The organism is Deinococcus taeanensis, from assembly GCF_020229735.1.
Classification (GTDB): Bacteria; Deinococcota; Deinococci; order Deinococcales; family Deinococcaceae; genus Deinococcus; species Deinococcus taeanensis.
In genome coordinates this window covers 292,451-309,936 of sequence record NZ_CP083457.1, presented here as the reverse complement: position 1 = coordinate 309,936, position 17,486 = coordinate 292,451, and the positions used below count along the sequence as shown (strand labels likewise).

The following is a 17,486-nucleotide window of genomic DNA, read 5'->3' as shown; positions in this document are numbered from 1 at the left end:
TCCTCACTCGTAGATGGCGCTGGGGCCCAGCAGCGCGGCCCGCATGCGGTTTTTCAGATACGTGCCGTCCCGGGGCGGGAGGGTCATGGGATCCGCCGTGAGGGCCACCTTCACCACCGCCAGGAGGGGGCCACCGCCGGCATGCAGCTCTGCCCGCAGAGCAGGAACGCCGTCCATCTCCCGGACGGTGGTGGTCCGCTCGAACCCGCAGGCGCGGGCCACGCCCGCCAGGTCCACCCCGGCGGCAGTATGGGTGGGCTGCGCCCCGGTTTCCCCGTAGCGTTCGTTGTCCAGCACCACGATGCTCAGGTTGGAGGGCCGTGTGGTCGCAATGGTCGACAGGGCGCCGAGGCCCATCAGCAGTTCACCGTCACCCGTGAAGACCACCACCGGCCGGTCCGGCTGGGCGAGGGCCAGGCCCAGGCCGAACATGGCCGCGCCGCCCATGGCGCCCCACAACGGGAAGTCCTGTGGGCTGTCCGACAGCGAAGCGAGGTCCCAGGCGGTGGCGCCCAGGCCGGTCACAACCAGCATCCTCCCGCGGTCCTCCAGCAGCTGGGCCATGACGGTCCGGCGTTCCAGTGTGGCGGCGCTCATTTGCTTCCTCCAAACGTCTTGGCGCCCAGCAGCTTCTGCGACAGCAGCACGGCGACCGGGCTGTACGTGCTGTACGCCAGCCGCAGGGCCGCGTTGACCTCGCCCGGCAGCAGCTCCGGATCATCCACCCGCTGCACCAGGACGCCCATGGCCCGGAGGACCTCCGGGGTGGCCTGACCCATCGGGACCTGCCAGGGATTGAATTCGCCCCACTCGCCGCGCATGGTCACCAGGGTGACGAACGGCATCTGGCAGGTTTTGAGCAGGGACAGCATGTTGACGCAGTTGCCGACCCCGCTCGACTGCATCAGCAGCACCGACCGCACGCCGCCCACCCAGGCGCCGGCTGCCAGCGCCACCCCTTCCTCCTCGGTGGTGAGGGTTACGGCGCGCATCTCCGGGTCCGCCTGGCAGCGCTCGATCAGGCCGCGGTGCCCTCCATCCGGCACGAAGGGAACCAGCCGGACGTCCTCGGCCCTCAGGACGTCGTAGACCGCCTGGGACCACGTCCCGGCGGGATTCTGAAAGGTGGAGACAGATTCACTCATGTCGGGCTCCCTGGCACAGGGCGTTCAGGTCCGCGCACGCCACCGCGAGATCGGGAATGTCTTCGAGCGTCCGGACCAGCGTAAGCGCGCGCCCGGTGGCGGCCACGCCGAGGCGAGGTTCGACCAGCGCGCGGAACTTGGCTTCCAGTTCCGCCGTGCTCACCGGGTTTTCCTGGTTGCCGCGGGGGAAGTCTCCGCCCGCCCGGAGCACCTGGCCGTCCATCAGTTCCACTTCCAGACGGGCGGGCCAGGCGGCCGGGTACAGGGCGGTCAGCTCCGCAGACACGGCAGGGCGGACCCGCAGGAGCAGACGGGCCAGGGCGTTCTGGGTCACGCCGGACGGACCAAAGCGGTCCTCACTGAACTGCGCCAGGCCTACGGCGCCTTCCAGCAGCGCCGCACCCACCACGTATGCGAGGCTGAATTTCGCCTGGTACGGCGTGCGGGGGTTGCGTTCGCTCACGATGTCCCAGCCGGGGCCGTAGGTGGCGACCCGCACTTCACGCACCTGGGCCAGGACCTGTTCGGCCGTCCAGCCGTGGGCCTGACGCAGGGAGAGGGCCGCGTCGATGGCCGTGTGGGTGTGGCCGCAGCAGGCGTACAGCTTGTAGCCGTTCTCGCTGACCTTCCAGACTTCCCCGAGGTCCGCGGTCACCCGCCCCGCGTCATGGACGGCGGTGGTCGCGGCGAAGAAGCCCCGCGGGCCTTCCAGGATGGTAGACGCGCCAGTGAAACCGCGCCGCGCCAGGTCCGCGGCCATCACGCCGTTCATGGCCGCCTTGCCCGGGTGCAGGGTTTTGCTCATGGCACCGCTCGCGTTGAATTCCCACAGGCCCGCCGCCTGGGTGCCGGCGGTGCCCAGCGCGTCAAGCATCTGGCGCTCATCCAGGCCCATCAGGGTGCCGGCCGCGACCGCCGCGCCGAAGGTGGCGACTGTCCCGGTGGGATGCCAGTGGCGGTAATGGCTGGGGTTGACGGCTTCGCCGATCCGCAGCGCGGCGTCGTAGCCGAGGACCACGGCGCGCAGGAACGCGGCGCCGCCCAGGTGTTCGCGTTCGGCCACGGCGAGGGCCGCGGGAATGATCGGCGCGGCCGCATGAACAGTGGAGCCCTTGTGAATGTCATCCAGTTCCAGGATGTGCGTGGCGACGCCGTTGGCGAGGGCTGCACCGGCGGCGCTGGCGCGCCCGGCTCCGAAGACGGTGGCGTTGTCCGCCCGGCCCAGGTCACGCACGAGGTCCTGCACGATCCGGGCGGGCGGTTCCACAGATCCCGCGAGCAGAGAGCCCAGCCCGTCGAGGACGCTGCGCTGGGCGTCCTCCAGGGCAGAAGCGGGAATGGCGGGCGGATTCGCCATGAACGCGGCGAGGGTGGCACTGGTTCCAGCGTGGGTCACGCGGTTCTCCTTGAACGGTGGGTTGCTGCTCATTGTCCGCTCGGCCGCGCCAGGGTGTCTTGAGCATTTCGCCAGGGTGTGCTGCGGAAATTGGCATAGGGCAGAAGGTCACGGCCGGTGGATGGCTTGATGTTCAGGGTGATCTGGTGCAGCCAGACGTCTGGCCTCAGCTGGCTTTGCCTGCGTGTCGACCGGCCCAGAGCGGCGGCCGTGACGCGAATGAGACCCGTGCGGGGTGTGATGGTGTTCCCAGCTGCACCGCGACCCCTTATGCCGATTTCCGCAGGCTGAAGCGATGATCCAAACAAGACAGCGTCTCTGCCCGGCGGAAGAGTGCCCTTATCGGTGGGCTGAGACGATGGACTGCGCTCCTGCAGGGAGACCACCCTGCGGCGCGCCTTCTGGGGCCACCCAGCGCCGCCCTTCCTTTGCCCTGTTTCCCAGGAGATATCCCCATCCTTTACGCCCTGATCGTTCATGCGCACCCGGAACCTGCATCCTTCTGCTCCGCCCAGAGGAGGGAGGCTTCGCAAGCCCTCGAAGCTCAGGACTAACACGGTCGAGATCCGCGACCTGTACAGGATAGGCTGGAACCCTGAAGTTGGCCTGAACAACTTCCGGCACGAGCTCGTCGGTCATTTCAAACCGCAGGTTGAGCAGGTGAGGGCCGTCAATCACGGCACCTTCGCCCCAGATGTGGCGGCGGAGATTGAGGAGGTGCAGCGGGCGGACCTGCTGGTGTTCTCCTGCCCGATGTGGTGGTTCTCCCTGCCGGCCCTGCTCAAAGGCGGGGTGGACCGGGTCTTCACGATGGGCGTGGTCTACGGCGGCAGCGTCGGCCGCTTCGAAACGGGAGGTGCGCGGGCGGCGGGCCAAGCTGCTCTTCACGACCGGCAGTACTGAGGACATGTTCGGACCCGCGGCGCGGGACGGCGAGATGGACGTCACCCTGTTTCACAGCCAGCACGGCATGTTCTCTTTCGTCGGGTACTCCGTCCTCGCCCCCGTCGTGAGTTGCAGCCCGGTGCGCAAGACCCCGGAGGAACGCGAGGAGCGACGGAGGCAGGTGTGCGGCGCCTTCTCGAACCTCGGCGCCCGGCCCGTGCTGCCGTGGAACATGAGGCACGCCACGCCACCGACCCGGTGGCGTGAGGCTCAGTCCTGCGTCTCGGGGTCCGGATTCACCCCTGAACCGCTTCCCGTCAGGGACCCCTGCTGAACGGAGCACCAGGCCTGTGAGCACGCCTCATACACCGGATGTTCAATCCCCAGTCCTGCCCCGGCCGGTGTTCGACGCGCCGGTTCAGCGTCTGGCGTTCACCCTGGGGTGGCGCTCACCTGCTGTGGATTCATTGGAGCGGTCTTCCCCCGGCCGGACCTTCGCGAATGGTCAGGTGGATTGAGGTCTCGCGAACCGCTGCTGCGGGGGCCCGCCTGGTGAAGAACGGTGGCGGTGACCGGTGTGGGACGGACACTGAACCAGCCGAACTGACCACAGACCACGCAGAGTGTCCCGTGCTTGACCGGGACGGCCTGGTGCTGTGCGGAACCTGGCACACCCGCCGACCGGATGGGGTGTGGCAAAGTGAATGCATGGACGACCCCAGGGAGTGGTTGCGCCCCGCGCCCGACGGGAGTTGGCCGCTGGAAACCCTGCTCGACAGCGCGCCCGATCTGATCTTTTTCGTCAAGGACGTGCAGGGAAGGTACGTCAGCGTGAATGACACCTTGCGGCGTCGCAGCGGGGCTCAGCATAAGCGGGACGTGCTGGGCCGCACGGCCGCAGAGGTGTTTATCGGGGAGCCTGGACGGCGGTTCAACGAGCAGGACGTGCAGACCGTTCGCGAAGGCCGCGAACTGCGCGACGTGCTGGAAATGTATTTCGGCCCGCAGGGCGAGCCAAGCTGGTGCCTGACGCATAAGATCCCCCTGCGCAACGCCGCAGGTCAGGTGGTGGGCTTGATTGGCATTTCACGCGACGTCCCCGCCACCATCGAGCGTCACGAGGATTTCGCGCGGGTCGCAGAGGCGCTGAGTTACATGCACGGGCATTACGACCAGCCGCTGCGCGTGCCCACTCTGGCCGCGCGCGCCGGGTTGTCAGAAGACAGTTTCGAGCGGCTGATGCGGCGGGTGTGCCACATGACGCCGCAGCAGTTCTTGATCAAAGTCCGGCTGGACGCGGCGGTGAACCTGCTTCGGGAACCCGACCTCTCCATTTCCGAAATCGCGCACGCCTGCGGCTACAGCGACCACAGCGCCTTTACCAGAAAGTTCCGTTCGGTGACGGGAATCAGCCCGCAGGCCTACCGGGAGCGGATCATGTCCGCCGCGTAATGCCAGCGGTCTGTGCGGCGGGGGCCACCCCACCGGTGGTCACGCCGGCGATGCGCTCAGACCTGCGACCCTTCGCAGGTCTGAGCGCAGCTGCCCAGTGACGGCGGCGTTGGGCGAACCTCTCAGACCCGCGGCAGGTGGAGGCGGCGGTTCTCGGCGGACTTCAGGTGGCTGCGAATGCCCTGTCCTGCCTTGGGCTCGTCCGCGAACCGGGGAATGACATGAAGATGAGCGTGCATCACGTGCTGTCCTCCCACGTCACCCACGTTCCAGCCGACGTTATAGCCATCAGGAGCGAGCTGAGCGTCAAGGTGGGCCTTGACCTGAAGCAGCAGCTCCTGTGTGGCGGCCCACTCCCCGGCCGTGAGGTCAAACGCGGTGACCCGGTGCGCTTTCGGAACAATGATGCCTGCACCTTCCAGCGCGCCGGTTTCGCTGGCTTTGATGCTCAGGAGGCACAGATCATTTTCGAGCACGAAGGCGTCACGCCTCAGTTCCGCGAGGTCACAGTAGGGGCAGGGAACCAATGAACGCATGCTGGGCTGAGCATAGGGCTTCGCCGGCAGACGTGCGCGTGCAGGAACGCAGCGGACGATTTCCGAAGGGTCCTGCCGCGCAAGGGGAGTGCTCCGGGGGGCCGTCTGGGTCGGGCTGGCCCGCGGCTCAGCAGGACGAAGGGCAGGCTCGGGGATCACAGATCCAGAGACTGCCCTTCGTCCTTTCAGGACGCCACTGACCTTAAGGCGGCACCTGCTGAGCGCCCGAGGTCAACCGCGCCTTACTTTTTCTCGTTGATGGTGATGTCTTCAAACGGTGTGATCACGGAAGGACTCGGAACCCAGCCTTTCACGTAGGTCCGCGCCGCCGCGAGTGGACGGGAGTGAACGATAGGAATGCGGACGTTGGCGTCATAGGAGATCTCGTGAACCTGGGCGTAGGCTTTGGCCTGTGCCGTGCGGCTGCTGGTGGCGACAGCGGTCCTCAACAGCTGGAACAGCTTGGGATTGCCGTAGTTGCTGTCCGCCGCGGCTTCCTCACCGTAATAGACGTTGTAGAAGTTGTAGGGGCTGGCGTACGGTCCCGTCCAGCCGATCATGTACATGTCGAACCCAGGTTTCTTGTTCCGGTCCTCCAGGTACTTGGCCCAGTCCTCCGTTTTCAGAGTTGCCTTGATGCCGATGGCGGCCAGGTCTGCGGCCATCGCTTCGGCGATCGGTTTGGGCGTGGGAAAGTACGGGCGGCTGACGGGCATGTACCACAGGTCGATGGTGAAGCCGTTCGGGTAACCCGCTTCGGCCAGCAGTTTCTTGGCAGCGGCAGGATCGAACTTGTAGTCGGCCGGGACCGCCTTGCTGTTGGCCCAGCTCAGCGCAGGCGGCAGGAAGCTGGCGTCCGACACGCCCAGGTCACCCCAGAAGGCTTCGACGATGGCTTTCTTGTTGATCGCCATGCTGATGGCCTGCCGGACCTTGTCGTTTTTCAGGTTCTGGTTGCCGAGGTTCAGGCTGAGGAAACCCACGTTGAAGCCGGGAATGATGACCGGGTTGAGGTTCTTGTCGGCTTTCACAGCGTTGAACTGGTCAGGATTGAGGTCGGTGGTGAAGTCGATGGTGCCGGCCTTCAGCTCGTTGAGGCGGACACTGGGGTCTTTCAGGAAGCGCAGCTGAAGCTGGTCGTAGCTCGCCTTTCTGCCCCAGTGGCCTTTGTTGGGCACCAGCGTGATGCGGTCGCCTGTACGCCACGACTGCATGATGAACGGGCCGGTGCCCACGGGCAGGGCGGCGGGCGTGCCGTACCGGGCGCCGGCCTTCTTGACCGCGTCTGGACTGGCGATGCCAAAGAAGGGGGTCGCGATGGCTTCGGGGAAGGGCGCAAAGGAGCGGTTCAGCGTAAAGACGACTTTGTTCGGCCCGTCAGCACGGACGCTCTTCAGTAGGCTGTTCTGTTCGCCCTTGAAGCCCCCGAAGATAAAGGTCCAGGAGGTAAAGGACTTGTTCTGCTCCTTCGCTCCAGTGTCTGCCGCCTGGTCCCACCAGCGGTTGACGTTGAACACCACGGCGTTCGCGTTGAACGGCGTGCCGTCGGAGAACTTCACGTTCTGGCGCAACGTGAAGGTCCACTCGGTGGCGTCCTTGTTGGCCTTCCAGCTGGTGGCCAGACCCGGCGTGATGGTCGTGGTTCCCTTCTTGAACCGGACCAGCATGTCGTACACGAGGGCCTGCGCCAGAGACGAGTTGCCGTCGGTGATGGTGCCGGAGTCCAGCGAGACGGGCTCGCCGCCAGCGCCGAACACCAGGGTGCTGGCGCTGGCGGTGCTGGAGATCAGGGCGAGGGTCAGTCCAGTGCAGAACAGTTGTTTCAACATAGTGGTCTCCGAGGTGAAGTGACGTTTGAGCGGACCGAAGTCAGGGCAGGCGTACACGCAGGTTTGGATAAAAGTGCAGGTTGGGAACTGGGCGCCCCAATCCAGAATCTAGCTACTGGGACGAAATTGAACCGTGCGGGCTCTGGTGTGGCGGGGTGCGGCTCGGGACCCGGCTGCATAATTAATCGGCCAGGTCAGGATAGCGCAGGGGGGACACGCCGTGGCTCCGCGCAGAGCAGGCCGCCGCCCCGCGCGGGTCCGGGAGGCACCTCGCACGGGGGCGCGTCCTCGTGGGGAAGGCCTCAGCGTCAGGCACCGGTGGACAGCCGCAGGGCGGCGCCGACCAGCACCTTGACGCCGATGGCCAGGGCGCTTTCATCAATAGCGAAATTGGGGTGGTGATGCGGCGCCGTAATGCCCGCCGCCTCATTGCGCGCTCCGATAAAGATGAACGTCCCAGGCGCCCGGGTGAGGTACGCGCTGAAGTCTTCCCCGCCCATCGTCGGCTGCGCTTCAACGAGCGCGTCCGCGCCCACCGTGTCCCGGACCACGTCCCGCAGAACCTCGGTGACCGCGGGATCGTTCACGGTGGCCCGGTACCCCTGCTCGTACCTGAACTCGTAGGAGGCACCGAACCCTTCAGTGACGCCGCGCACCAGCCGCTCCATCTGCTGGGGAATCTGCTCCCTCAGGGCCGGGTCGAACGTTCTGACCGTGCCGGTCAGGACTGCCGTGTTGGGAATGACGTTGTGGGCGGTCCCTGCGTGAATTGTCGTCACGCTGACGACGGCGGGTTCCAGCGGGTCACGCTGGCGGGACACAATGGACTGCATCGCCGTGACGACGTGACACGCAATTACGATGGGATCGACGGTTTCGTGGGGCATGGCGCCGTGCCCGCCTTTTCCGACCACCGTCACTTCGAAGGTGTCGGGGGCGGCCATCAATGCGCCCGACTTCAGTGCCACAAGACCGACGGGAATGGGGGAGAACAGGTGGGTGCCCACGGCGACATCGACTCCATCCATCACGCCAGCGTCCACCACCTGCTGGCCACCGCCGGGAAACAGTTCCTCTGCGTGCTGAAAGATGAAGCGGATTTCTCCCCGAAGCTCCGCCTGCCGTTCTGTCAGCACCTGGGCGGCGCCCAGGAGCATGGCCGTGTGACCGTCATGCCCGCAGGCGTGCATCACCCCATCATTTGTCGAGGCGAAGTCAAACTCGGTGTTCTCCTGGATAGGCAGTGCGTCCATGTCTGCCCGGAGCAGCACCGTGCGGCCTGTTCCTGCCTGGCCACGCAGGACGGCCAACACGCTCGTCGGGGTTGGGCGGGTGATGCTCAGCCCCTTCATCTGCCGCAACTGCGCTTCCACGTAGTTCGCTGTTTCGTGTTCCTGGAAGGACAGTTCCGGATGTTGATGCAGGTGACGGCGCCAGGCGATGACCTGGGCGTCCAGGGCGGATTGAGGTTCTTTGACAGGTGTCATCGTTGATCCTTCTGGGTCTCAGGTGAGAGAGAGACGGGATGAATAGCCTGTGGCCCTGCAGGCGCCCTTCGTTGCACCGCCGCAAGGAAGCAGGACCATAACAGTTCATTAAAGAACCCTAAAAAAACCCGGAGAACGCAAATAAAAAATTCAGCCGGCTTTGAATTGGATAACGTATTTTAACATACAACGAGTTTATTCAAACCCCTCAGAGAAATTTGAACTTGTCGAGCTGTCTTTGCCGCTTGAACGCCAGGAGCGCCCAGGCCAGCGGTTTTCTCGCGTTCCCCTGGGCGATCCGTGCTTCATTTGCCTCCACGCCCGTCTGTTCATCCTGGACGACAGTGGGCAGGACCAGCCCTGACGTTGCGTCTCAACAGCTCCTCCCAAAGCTCAGGCTTGCCCGTGTGCACGCGCGGCCCCCAGATCAACGCAAGGCGAGGTTCAGCGGCCAGCGCACGCCGACCTCGGCAGGTGTTGGCCGTCACCTCATCCAGAACAGCCTGAGGCCTCCTTGGCCCAGCAGTGCGTCGTGTCCTGGCGTCTCTCCCTGTTCATGGTGGTCATGAGCGCGGCCGGGCGCACACAGGTGGCCTGGGCCGAACCTTGCCTTGGCCGCACTCTGGCGCGCTTCTCCGGACGCTCTGCGCACACGCTGCGTTCCGCTGACCGGGCCGCCGTGGTCGAGCCGTCCACCTTCAGCATCACGGGCGCCGGGCCTCGTGGCTCAGGAGCTGCCGGCCTCGCAGCCACGCCAGACCCCAACCCAGCGCCAGGCCCCACACGGCCCCGCTCAGGCCGAGCCACGTCATCCCCGACGCAGTGATCACCAGGGTCAGCAGCGCGCCCTCCCGCCAGTGAGGCTCCGCAGCCAGCGTGCCTTCCCGGCCACTCATCAGCGGCCCCAGCAACGCCAGGCCCGCCAGCCCCTGAAGCAGAGGCGCCGGGAACGCACCCGCCAGGCCCAGCAGCGCGCCGCCGCACAATGCCAGGCCCAGGTAGCCTGCGGCGCAACTCAGTCCGGCGATAAATCGACGGGCCGGATCCGGATGCGCGTCTGGCCCGGTGCAGATGGCTGCAGTGATAGCCCCCAGATTCAGTGTGATGCTCCCGAAAAGCGAGGCCAGCGCGCCGGCCGCTCCGGTCAGGGTCACCAGCGGACGGGCCGGGACACTGCGGTAGCCGCTCGCGTGGAGGATCGCCAGGCCCGGCAGGTTCTGCGAGGCAACTGCGAACACCACACTCGGCACGGCAATCGCCAGGATGGCCCGCAGGTTGAAGGTCGGCTGGGTAAAGGTCAGCGCGCCCAGCGGATGAACTACGCGGGGGTGCAACTCACCGGTGAGCGCCGCGGCACCCAGCCCGGCGAGCAGGGCGAACGGGACCGCCCAGCGCGGCAGAAAGGCGCGGCCCAGCAGGTACGCAGCGAACATCGGCACCAGCAGGGCCGGCGCGGCCGGGACGGCCGCCATGCCCCGCAGTACGAACGGGAGCAGCACTCCGGCGAGCAGCGCGGCAGCCAGCGGCGGCGGCAGCTTCCGGGCGAGGCGGTCGAACAGGCCGGTCAGGCCCAGCACGGTGAGGGTCACGGCACTGACGAGCAGCGCCCCGACGATGTCCCCCGGCGTGAAGTGAGGCCCTTCGGCGATCAGCACGGCGATCCCCGCCGTGTTCCACCCGAGGATGATCGGAGCGCGGTAACGCAGACACAACGCGGCGCCCAGCACAGCCAGGGCCAGGTACATGCTGCTCAGGCTGCTGACCGACTGGGCCGGCGTGAAGTGCGCAGCGGTAAACAGCTGCATGAACAGCGGCAGGTTGCTGGACGCACTCACCAGCACGGCAATCAGGCCCGCGAGCAGGGGAGCCGCGAGATCCTGAAGCGGTGAGGGGGCCCGGCCGGTCATGCGCGCCGCGCCGGCAGGCCGTGACGGGGCCTTCTCTTCGCCCGCATGAGGGACCCGGTGCTGGAGGCCGGGCGGGCGAGAGGTGGCGCGCTGAGCAGGTGAAGGAGGGGGTTCATCTGCTGTTCCTCACCTCGCGCGTGGGGAAGGCCCCTGCCCACAGGGGCGCGGGGTGCGCGTCACGGGACCGTCGACAGTCGAGCATGCCAGTTCACTGTAGGGCGTGCCGGCCCAGGGGCGCGTGAAATAGCCTCAGCGTTCAGATGCGGCCCACTTGATCCCCAACCATGCCGGGTGGCGGAAAAGGCAGGGTCGACCCGGTCAGGGGAGCGGGAAGTTCATTCTGATTTCGTCTCACCGCATTCCGTCCCCAGCCGGAACCGGAGCGGGCGAAGCCCCCTTTCAGAAGGCTGGGGATCAGCACCGATCTCATGCAGCCAGACGCCGACCCGCGGACCGCCGAGCCCGCACGGCCAACCCAATGAGCCGTTCCAGGCGTTCTGGACGTGTAACGCCCGTTCCTTTCAAAGCTTCTCCAGGCATGGCAGGGTGTCGGTGCTCAGGGGTCAGCACCTGATTGACGTGACCCCTGTTTCTCGGTCCACTCCGATTGCGACAAGATGAGCCAACCGGAGGCGCAATGAAAGGGACACGGTAGACCGAGCAACAGATTCTGGAGATCCTTGGGCAGGGCGAGGCTGGTCAACCGCTGGCCGAGCTCACGCGGCTCCATGGCATCGTGGTCAGTACCATCCACCGCTGGAAGGCGAAGTCCGGTGGGATGACAACAGACGAAACCAAACGGTTTCATCGCCTGGAGGAGGAAAACCGCCGTCTGAAGAAGCTGGTGGCCGATCTTTCGCTGGACAACCTGGTGCTGAAGGAGAGGGTCGCAAAAAAGTGGTGACGCCCGAGGCGACCCCACAATCCCAGACCCCGTTGAAGCGGGAGATGGTGGGATTTGTCCGCCCGCGCTTTGGGGTCACCGAACGGCGGGCATGTCGCCAGCTGGGCTTCTGGCGATCCACACACAGGCACAACAGCCCTGGACAGGAAAAAGACGAAACCTTGAAGACCCGGCTGCGAGAGTTGGCAGGCGAACGACCTCGGTTCGGTGACCGTCGTCTCCATGTGATGCTGGAGCGCGAAGGACACAGGGTGAACCACAAACGGGCGTACCGGATGTACCGTGCTGAAGGGCTGGCTGTGCGTCGCAAGGCCCGCAAGAGGCTGGCCGCCGGAGAACGGCTGCACAAACCGCTCGTTTGTGCAGCGAATCAGCGCTGGAGCATGGATGTCATGTCCGATCAACTGGCCTCAGGGCAGCGCTTCCGGGTGTTCAACGTGGTGGACGACTTTACCCGGGAATGCCTGCTCATGCATGTCGGCACTTCGATCACCGGTGCAGATGTCGCCCGATTGCTGACCGGCGTGCTGGCTGAGCGCGCTCAACCAGCCATGATTGTCACTGACAATGGCCCGGAATTCATCAGCAAAGCGCTGGATCAATGGGCCCACGAACGCGGGATTATCCACCACCTCAACCGCCCTGGAAAGCCCACCGAGAATGCCTATATCGAGAGTTTCAATGGGCGGGTCCGGGATGAGTGCCTGAATCTCCATTGGTTTCAGGCGCTGCCTCAGGCCCGTCTGATCGTGTCTGCCTGGCACCAGGACGACAACCAGATCCGTCCGCACAGTTCCCTCGACAACCACTCACCTCAAACGTTTGCCCGCCTGATACAGGCGGGCTGAGGTGCGATTTCATTGCAACCGGATTGGACCGACCGAGGGGGGAACCTCAGCTTGATCTTCAAGAGCGCCTGCTTGTGAGGGTTTCGCGTTGTCCATTTTTCCTCCGGGACAGTGGGCCACATGCGTCAGTGTCCCCGGGGGGTAGGTGGTTGTTCCGGCCCAGGAGGTGATCAGGGCAATGAAGGGATCACCCCCTTGTCAAGGGAACGGAGTTGAACGCGAAAACCGCTCCCAAAGGAGCGGCCGCGCCTGCAGGGGTTACGCCGTGACAGGGACTTCGTCCGGCGCCGCCCCAGAGCGTGTCTACTGAGGTACGTTGAGCCGCGTGAGGGTCTCCCAGAAAGCGCGCAGGTCGTCACTGGCGGCCGACGTGTCTATAGCCGTAGCGTTCAGCGCCTTGAGCTCGTCCCGGGTCACGGCGTATTCGGGGGCTTCGTGGCCCTTGAGACGATGCAGAACCTGGTACGCCACCGGCGCCGTCACCACGCCCTTGCTGGTCGCCACTGTGTCCGTGGTTTGCATCGCCTGTCCGACCAGGGTGATGCCGGTGGCACTGACCAGCGTGCCCCGGTCGTGGCACTCCTCCATGTGACTGGCGAGCACAGGAGGGCGCGCATGCTCGACATGCGCGCGAAGAGGGGCAGGTGCGGGAGCATCGTGCCGGCCTTTTTCAGCAGATCTTTGTCCATACCCTGAAGACCTATTGCGCAGTAGTCGAAGGGGGAGCGGGGCGACGGGAACCGTCGCCCCGCTGGCTTAGCCCTGAATTCAGTGTATGGACAGGTGGAGTCGGCGTTGCCAGCGGCGATTGACGAGTCCGGCGACACAGCCCCAGATCAGACCGTGCCGTGCGGTCTGGTTCCTGAAGAACGCGTTGCAGGCGCGGAACTTCTTCATGCGGTTAATGCTGTTCTCGGCGGTGATCCGCACCTTGGCAATCAGCCGATTGGGCTCCCGCTGTTCGTCGCTGAGTTGACTCAGATCTTGCAGGTTTAAAAAAACCGTCTGTGACGTGCTTTTGGTCCCATGATGGGGTGTGAACCCAAAAGAACAACGTTCCAGACGACTGTATTCTGACGGTCTCCCGCGCTTCTCGCGCAAGCAGCACCGAGACTCGCTCAGGGTGTTCCTCGATCCATTTTGCCTGTTGCTCCTGCCTAATGCGCTGCCCCCAGTCTTCTGACCCATCGTCGGCCCCGAGCCGGCAGCACCTGAGTGCGGGGCTTGCAATTGTTCGATTCTTAGCTAATAATCCAATTATGAGCGCCGTGTTCAAAGCCTTGTCGGACCCAACCCGGCGCCAAGTCCTGCAGCACTTGCAGAACGGACCGCTCGGCGCCGGCGAACTGGCGCAACTCTTCGACGTGTCTAAACCGACCATGTCGGCCCACTTCGCCGTCCTGGTCGCCGCCGGCCTGATCGAACCGGTAAAGCAGGGCCGCACAATCACCTACCACCTCAAACTGTCTGTGCTCGAAGATGCGCTGCTGATGTTTGCCGAGGCCTTTGGCCTGCAAGTCACACGAACCAAGGCCGGCAAGCCTTCCGGCTCACCCCATAAGGAGTCACGATGAACCCTTTGTTTCGCCTCGGCCGCGCCCTGCTTGGCGCAGCACTCATCATCGGCATTGCGGTGGTGCTGCAATGGCTGCAGCCTGTCTACATCAGCAAAGAACTGTCGATCCGCCTGATGGGCGCCGTGTTCGGGCTGGTCGTGGTCGTCAATTCAAATGCCATTCCCAAGACGCTCGGACGCAGGTGGCGGGTGCAATCGGGTGCGGCCGCTCAGGCGGCACGCCGTGTCGCCGGCTGGAGCATGGTCCTTGGAGGCATGGGCTACATGCTCGCTTCGCTGTTCGCCCCGCCCGCTCTGGCATTCCCGGTGAGTGCAGCGATCCTGCTCACCGCCCTGTTTGCCGCAACGCTGCGTGTCACTCGAATCGGCACCAGCTGCCCCAGACAATAAGCCCTTCAATCACCTCAGGAGTCGCCATGTTTGCCATGTTCATGGGTTTGAAGTCCATCAGCTGCCAGGAACTCCACCACCGCATGCAGAACGGAGGCGTTATCGTCATCGACGTCAACGCCCCCCAGTCCTGGTTGAGCGCACACGTGCCCGGCGCGCTCAACCTCAGTGTTGACTTCGATCCGGCCGCCCTGCCGAATAAACGCGACGTACCGCTGGTCTTCTACTGCTCAAACCCGTTCTGCCGTAAGGCGCCCCAGGCGGCGAAGCACGCCATCAAGCTGGGCTACAGTGATGTGTCAGTCATGTCGGCCGGAATCACGGGATGGAACAGCGCCGGGCTGCCGTTCGAGGCTGGGACCTGACACGGCTGCGCGGATGGTTTGAGCATCGTCTTGTTGCGGCAGCTCGATCACTGCATAGCCTTAGAGTCGCTTTTCCATAGCCGCCAAGAACTGACAAAGCAGCACCTAAACAGCGTCCAGTTGCTGCTAATGCATAAACGTTCCAAGAATGTCAGTCTACGGTTGACTATTGATACCGGTTTAAATCGGAGTTGCCGCCATCAGCCGCTGTGGCAGGCTGATGTACCGCATCCGCTGCCAACCCGAGCGCAGCCGCGCCTTGAGTTCTTTGATCGTCCTGGCACAGAAATTGCCCAGCACGTTGCGCTTGACATCGGCCCAGACCTTCTCAATAGGATTCAATTCTGGCGAGGAGGGCGGCACATAGACCAGGGTGAGGCGTTCTCCGGTCTCTACGAAAGCCGATACGGCTTTCGCTCGGTGAATGGCGGCATTGTCCAGCACCACAACCACCTCACCTGGGACATGCGTCAAGACATGTTCCAAAATTCCCAGGACATCGGGCGTCTTGATGGCGCCTGCCTGCGTATGCTGCAGAAATTGACCGGTCGACGTGATCGCGCCAATCGTGGACAGCTTGTGCCAACGGGCCGGGAGACGCACCAGAAGGGTCTTGCCTTTGGGTGCCCAGGTTCGGCGCACCACACCCTTCAGGCTGAAGCTCACTTCATCCAGATCCACCAGGGTCGCGCCGAGCGCGACCTTTTTTTTCGACCACTGGGCGTGTGGTCTGCAGCCAGATTCGCACCGCGGTCTCGTCCTGCTCGAGCGCGCCTGTGCTCGGTCGTTGAGGTGAAAAGCCCAGCCGGCGAAACAGCTTGCGAACATGATCCGGGTGGGACCAGACATCAAACCGACGACCAATCACCTCACGCACGCGAGAGGTCGTCCACGTGTCCTCCAGACACCCGAACGCGCGAGCACCCTCCTGCAGGAGGGTGCCAAGCATCGGTCCAGGCCGAATGAGACCAGCGTACTTCAGCCCGCCAAGTGGCGGGCAAACTGCTGTGGCGTGAGGTTCCCGAGCGAGCTGTGCGGACGGTCCACGGTGTCATCCCGCCGCCAGATGGCGTGGCTCAGCCTCATCTGCGGCATGCTCAGGACCCGTTGGACATTCAGCAACTCGTCGCGCATCCGACTGTTTGATCTGTCAAGGGTTTGGTGGAGCCTCAGTTCAGGATGTAAGCCTGCTCCTCGAAGGCCGTCGGTGACTGATACCCCAACGACGAGTGACGACGGCGACGGTTATAGAACACTTCAATCCACTCGAACACCTCTGTCCGTGTCTGGGCACGGTCCCACTGCGCTTCACCAAGCCCCATCTCCGTCTTCAATGTCGCAAAAAAGCTTTCCTGGACAGCATTATCCCAACAATCCCCCGCCTCGCTCATACTCTGAACGGCCTGCAGTCTGTCCAGCGCCTGCTGGTACACATCGCTCGTATACTGGCTCCCTCGATCCGAGTGATGCAGGAGTCCGCCTGGTGGTTTCCGACGCGCTACGGCCATCTCCAACGCCGCTGTGACCAGCGGCGTCTGAAGTCGCTCATTCAGCGCCCAGCCGACAATTTTCCTCGAGTACAGGTCCATGACCGTTGCCAAGTACAACCAGCCATCACGGGTGGGTAGGTACGTCATATCCGTGACCCACTTCTGGTTCGGGGCATCCGCAGTGAATGCCCGATCAAGAATGTTTTCTGCGACTGGACGCGAAGATTTCGTTTTGGTCGTCGTACGGAACTTCCGTTTCCCACGTGCGACAAGCAGGGCTTGTCGCATGAGCCGCCTGATCCGCTGACGACTGACCTGCTCTCCCTGTGCCTTCAGGTCGGCTTGGATGCGCAGCGCCCCGTATGTTCCCCGGCTTTCCTCGAAGCTGGTCCTGATTTTCTCGATCAGCACGCGGTCTTTTGTGATCCTCTTGCTCTCCGGCCTTCCCCGCGAAGCGTAGTACCCGCTGATGCCCACCTCGAGAACCCGGCACATCAGTTCCACTGGGAACTCGTTCTGGTGCCCCTCGATGAATTTGAAGATCAGGGCTGCTTCGCGAAGAAGGCCAGTGCTTTTTTCAGAATATCCCGTTCCTGTCGTGCAATTTCCAGTTCCCGCTCCAGTTCCTTGAGTCGAGCCTCCTGTGGTGAAAGGGCGGGGATTCCCCGCCCGGTGAAGGCTGGGCGGCCAGCGGCCGTCTGGGTGTCCTGCTGCTGCTTCCACCGGACCACGTAGTGAGGGGGAACGCCAAGGTCACGGGCAATCTGGGCGCAACTCTTTCCGGTCGTGCGGACCAGCCGGACGGCTTCTTGTTTGAACTCAGCGGTGAATTTCTGCTTGGGTACGGACATTCTGTCCTCCAGTGTGGATCACACTGAACTTACCCTCCACCAAACTCTATCCAGTTCAGTTGAAACTATTTGTGTATGCGTTCTGGACGGGCTTTCCAAGATCAATGAAGTGATGGGTGATGCCCTGCGAGTACGTCCACTGATCCAGAGCCCGACCCGTACTCTCTGGCACGTTGTCGGTCAGGAGCACTTTGGGTTTTCCGCGTTCCTCAATTACGGCTGCCAGCTGACGCGCCACGGTGCTGCCGGGAATCGACGTCGACGCAAAGCTGAGCACGCACTCCCGTGTGCCGTCGTCCACGCCGTTGAGGAGCGGCAACCGCTGGCCGTTGGTCAGCTGGGCACTGACGAAGGCCAGGCTCCAGCGCTCATTCGCTCGGGTCGGCGACGTGAGCGGCAGTCTGGTCTGCGCCACCCCCCTTTCT

General features: G+C 64.2%; 17 protein-coding genes and 4 pseudogenes. 7 read left to right on the top strand and 14 right to left on the bottom strand.

Features of this window, described 5'->3' with window-relative positions; all coding sequences use genetic code 11:
- Window positions 1-3: 3 nt before the first annotated feature.
- Genes LAJ19_RS17215 through LAJ19_RS17205 form a run of 3 tightly spaced genes read right to left on the bottom strand, consistent with a single transcriptional unit; the run spans window position 4 to window position 2,541 of the window.
- Window positions 4-597, bottom strand: a complete 594-nt coding sequence (locus LAJ19_RS17215; protein ID WP_225523719.1) for a thiamine pyrophosphate-dependent enzyme — start codon at window positions 595-597, stop codon at window positions 4-6.
- A complete protein-coding gene (locus tag LAJ19_RS17210) occupies window positions 594-1,145 on the bottom strand; it encodes a thiamine pyrophosphate-binding protein (protein WP_225523718.1) in 552 nt (183 codons plus the stop codon). The genes LAJ19_RS17215 and LAJ19_RS17210 overlap by 4 nt, the downstream gene beginning before the upstream one ends.
- Window positions 1,138-2,541: an MmgE/PrpD family protein gene (locus LAJ19_RS17205; RefSeq protein ID WP_225523717.1), complete on the bottom strand. Its 1,404-nt coding sequence runs from the start codon at window positions 2,539-2,541 to the stop codon at window positions 1,138-1,140. The genes LAJ19_RS17210 and LAJ19_RS17205 overlap by 8 nt, the downstream gene beginning before the upstream one ends.
- 477 nt (window positions 2,542-3,018) lie before the next feature.
- Between LAJ19_RS17205 and LAJ19_RS21765 the strand changes: the two genes are divergently transcribed.
- The 3 genes from LAJ19_RS21765 (at window position 3,019) to LAJ19_RS17195 (ending at window position 4,878) form a co-directional block, all read left to right on the top strand.
- A complete protein-coding gene (locus tag LAJ19_RS21765; RefSeq protein ID WP_255639889.1) occupies window positions 3,019-3,444 on the top strand; it encodes an NAD(P)H-dependent oxidoreductase in 426 nt (141 codons plus the stop codon).
- Window positions 3,445-3,448: 4 nt separating this feature from the next.
- A complete protein-coding gene (locus tag LAJ19_RS21760) occupies window positions 3,449-3,760 on the top strand; it encodes a hypothetical protein (protein WP_349774846.1) in 312 nt (103 codons plus the stop codon).
- Between the two features lie 296 nt (window positions 3,761-4,056).
- Complete coding sequence (locus tag LAJ19_RS17195) at window positions 4,057-4,878, top strand: AraC family transcriptional regulator (RefSeq protein ID WP_225523716.1); 822 nt, start codon at window positions 4,057-4,059, stop codon at window positions 4,876-4,878.
- A gap of 122 nt (window positions 4,879-5,000) precedes the next feature.
- Here the strand turns inward: LAJ19_RS17195 and LAJ19_RS17190 are convergent, their stop codons facing one another.
- The 4 genes from LAJ19_RS17190 to LAJ19_RS17175 all read right to left on the bottom strand — a co-directional run bounded on the left by LAJ19_RS17190 (window position 5,001) and on the right by LAJ19_RS17175 (window position 10,637).
- Entirely contained in the window at window positions 5,001-5,414 is a 414-nt protein-coding gene (locus LAJ19_RS17190) for an HIT family protein (protein WP_225523715.1), read from the bottom strand.
- Window positions 5,415-5,656: 242 nt separating this feature from the next.
- A complete protein-coding gene (locus tag LAJ19_RS17185; RefSeq protein WP_225523714.1) occupies window positions 5,657-7,243 on the bottom strand; it encodes an ABC transporter substrate-binding protein in 1,587 nt (528 codons plus the stop codon).
- Between the two features lie 308 nt (window positions 7,244-7,551).
- Window positions 7,552-8,730 (bottom strand): M20 family metallopeptidase, encoded by a 1,179-nt coding sequence (locus LAJ19_RS17180; protein WP_225523713.1) that lies wholly within the window; start codon window positions 8,728-8,730, stop codon window positions 7,552-7,554.
- A 704-nt stretch (window positions 8,731-9,434) separates the two neighbouring features.
- Entirely contained in the window at window positions 9,435-10,637 is a 1,203-nt protein-coding gene (locus LAJ19_RS17175; protein WP_225523712.1) for a benzoate/H(+) symporter BenE family transporter, read from the bottom strand.
- 667 nt (window positions 10,638-11,304) lie between these two features.
- Here LAJ19_RS17175 and LAJ19_RS17170 point away from each other — a divergent pair.
- Window positions 11,305-12,389, top strand: a protein-coding gene (locus tag LAJ19_RS17170; protein WP_225524009.1) for an IS3 family transposase whose coding sequence is annotated in 2 segments (ribosomal slippage) — window positions 11,305-11,524 and window positions 11,524-12,389 — 1,086 coding nt in all. Because the reading frame shifts where the segments join, the coding sequence is not laid out codon by codon here.
- A 303-nt stretch (window positions 12,390-12,692) separates the two neighbouring features.
- Here the strand turns inward: LAJ19_RS17170 and LAJ19_RS17165 are convergent.
- Together LAJ19_RS17165 and LAJ19_RS17160 are read right to left on the bottom strand one after the other, a co-directional pair.
- Window positions 12,693-13,015 (bottom strand): annotated as a pseudogene (locus LAJ19_RS17165) (hypothetical protein).
- Between the two features lie 142 nt (window positions 13,016-13,157).
- Window positions 13,158-13,361: pseudogene (locus LAJ19_RS17160) on the bottom strand (transposase family protein); the annotation flags it as partial.
- 287 nt (window positions 13,362-13,648) lie between these two features.
- Between LAJ19_RS17160 and LAJ19_RS17155 the strand changes: the two are divergent.
- Genes LAJ19_RS17155 through LAJ19_RS17145 form a run of 3 tightly spaced genes read left to right on the top strand, consistent with a single transcriptional unit; the run spans window position 13,649 to window position 14,720 of the window.
- Window positions 13,649-13,963 (top strand): metalloregulator ArsR/SmtB family transcription factor, encoded by a 315-nt coding sequence (locus tag LAJ19_RS17155; RefSeq protein WP_225523710.1) that lies wholly within the window; start codon window positions 13,649-13,651, stop codon window positions 13,961-13,963.
- On the top strand, window positions 13,960-14,355 hold the full coding sequence (locus LAJ19_RS17150; RefSeq protein WP_225523709.1) for a hypothetical protein: 396 nt from the start codon (window positions 13,960-13,962) through the stop codon (window positions 14,353-14,355). Before LAJ19_RS17155 ends, LAJ19_RS17150 begins: the two co-directional genes overlap by 4 nt.
- Window positions 14,356-14,381: 26 nt before the next feature.
- On the top strand, window positions 14,382-14,720 hold the full coding sequence (locus LAJ19_RS17145) for a rhodanese-like domain-containing protein (protein WP_225523708.1): 339 nt from the start codon (window positions 14,382-14,384) through the stop codon (window positions 14,718-14,720).
- Between the two features lie 180 nt (window positions 14,721-14,900).
- Here the strand turns inward: LAJ19_RS17145 and LAJ19_RS17140 are convergent, their stop codons facing one another.
- From LAJ19_RS17140 to LAJ19_RS17115, 5 genes and pseudogenes are all read right to left on the bottom strand, one after another.
- On the bottom strand, window positions 14,901-15,548 hold the full coding sequence (locus tag LAJ19_RS17140; protein ID WP_228758029.1) for an IS630 family transposase: 648 nt from the start codon (window positions 15,546-15,548) through the stop codon (window positions 14,901-14,903).
- Window positions 15,460-15,669: pseudogene (locus LAJ19_RS22180) on the bottom strand (helix-turn-helix domain-containing protein); the annotation flags it as partial. The gene LAJ19_RS17140 and the pseudogene LAJ19_RS22180, both read right to left, overlap by 89 nt.
- A gap of 29 nt (window positions 15,670-15,698) precedes the next feature.
- The gene (locus tag LAJ19_RS22175) at window positions 15,699-15,893 is read right to left on the bottom strand and encodes a transposase (RefSeq protein WP_225524007.1); all 195 of its coding nucleotides are present in this window, start codon (window positions 15,891-15,893) and stop codon (window positions 15,699-15,701) included.
- Window positions 15,890-17,061, bottom strand: a pseudogene (locus LAJ19_RS17125) (IS3 family transposase). The gene LAJ19_RS22175 and the pseudogene LAJ19_RS17125 overlap by 4 nt, the downstream one beginning before the upstream one ends.
- 55 nt (window positions 17,062-17,116) lie before the next feature.
- Window positions 17,117-17,476, bottom strand: a complete 360-nt coding sequence (locus LAJ19_RS17115) for a DDE-type integrase/transposase/recombinase (protein ID WP_225523706.1) — start codon at window positions 17,474-17,476, stop codon at window positions 17,117-17,119.
- Window positions 17,477-17,486: the final 10 nt, after the last annotated feature.